This window comes from Moorena sp. SIO3E8, assembly GCF_010692445.1.
GTDB classification, from domain to species: Bacteria; Cyanobacteriota; Cyanobacteriia; order Cyanobacteriales; family Coleofasciculaceae; genus Moorena; species Moorena bouillonii.
On the sequence record NZ_JAAHHM010000338.1, the window covers coordinates 1 to 1,668 of the forward strand.

The 1,668-nt window shown below is 40.0% G+C and carries 2 protein-coding genes; one reads left to right on the forward strand and one right to left on the reverse strand.

The window, feature by feature from the left end; genetic code table 11:
• Positions 1 to 545: hypothetical protein (locus F6K46_RS39605; RefSeq protein ID WP_293118176.1), on the forward strand; the 545-nt coding region annotated here is incomplete at its 5' end.
• A 10-nt stretch (positions 546 to 555) separates the two neighbouring features.
• Here F6K46_RS39605 and F6K46_RS39610 read toward each other — a convergent pair.
• On the reverse strand, positions 556 to 1,668 hold a 1,113-nt coding region (locus F6K46_RS39610), incomplete at its 5' end, for an ATP-grasp domain-containing protein (RefSeq protein ID WP_293118179.1).

The window sequence follows — 1,668 nt, forward strand, 5'->3', positions numbered from 1 at the left end:
TTTTCCACTATTTCACAGCCGACCCTGCTTATACCCATAAGTTTCACCCATTTACCGGTATTTTGTCGAATATTGGAATCATACTATGGTGTGTAAGTCTTACCTGCTGCTGTTTTTCATCCGTGGTAATTTGGAAAAGCCAAAAGATGGAATCAAGATTTTTACTGCTCTCTGGAATGGTCACCGCCATCTTGCTTCTTGATGATTTCTTTATGTTCCATGACTATGTATTGATATACTTTTTTAGCAAATACTTTTCCGTGCAACCTGTGGTATACCTGTTGTATGGTGTGATCATGGTAATTTGGGGCCTTAGGTTCCTTAAATTGTTCAAGAAAACCAAATACTACTTCCTTGTCTTGGCCGTATTCTTTTTCGCTGGTTCCATTTTGTTGGACATTATTTTACCCAGTGCAGGCCTGCAGTATTTTTTTGAGGATTCCTTTAAATTTCTTGGAATAGTAAGCTGGACCATCTATTTCTCCGTCACCAGTTTTGAGTTCATAAAACCGAAACCGGAAAGTCCCAATATCGGTAACGGATAAAAAGTTTCGGTTAGAACCTTCTTTTTAAACTTATGATCCAGGGAATTGGGTCGTAAAAAACAAATTTTAAAGGCGTTGCCTTCCACAGCATGGCAACATTGAATATTGCAAGGGGATTTTTTCTAACCTTCTTCAAAACTCCTTCGAGATTGTAATATTCATTTTTAGAATAATTGACCTCTTCTATTTTTTTATCAAGTGCAGCGCGTATGGAAAGGTAAGGAAAGTTAACGCCGCCATACAATGAAGCCAAAACGGATGCCCAGTACCTTCCATTAACTTCAATCACCTTATATTCTTGCTGTTTTTTATCGAATCGAAGGTCAATATGTGCTACCCCTGACCAATTTAAGGACCGCATCAATTTTCGTACTGCGGATAGGGCCTTATCATCGGTAATCAAACGGACGCCAGAATATGGGGAAAACTTGGATCTCCCAGGCAAAATACCGGTTTGAATGGTGTATTGAAGAATCTCTCCGTCCTTGCAAAGTACACTGCAGTCCACATCAACTCCCTCCACATATTCTTGGACAAGAAATGTTTTAGGGACATCTTCCCCACCATCGGTCAACGATTGTAGATGCTCCTGATTTTCTATAAGCATTATCCCTCGCCCAGCACCACTTTCATCTTCCAGATGTGGCTTAAATAGAATTGGAAAAGGGATTTCCAAACCACCTAGGTCAAAAGGAGTGGTCAAAACTTGTGCGTGAGGCCCGGAAATCTTCTCAGCATTGAGATGTTTTGAAAATTTAATCTTATCGGTTACTGTTTTGAGTGATTCTAGTGGCGGTAAAAGTGGCAAACCCACTACACTGGCCAACTGCTGTTTATGGTTTAGGACAAAAGTCATCATTCTGTAATGAATGGGAAACAACAGGTCTATTCCCTTGTCGGCACATAGCTTTTTTATTACGCCAACAAGTTCGTTATCGCTCAGTGTGGGGGAACAGCTTGTAAAACTTTTTATATGTCTGGAATGCTTGTGAACTTGATTGGTTCTCTGTGACAGTACATGTATTTCAAGATTTGCTTCTCTGGATAAACAATCCAATACACGTGCTAAAAAACCCTCCTCACCATCGGGAATCAATATGGATGTCTGTTCAAGTCTTCTCAG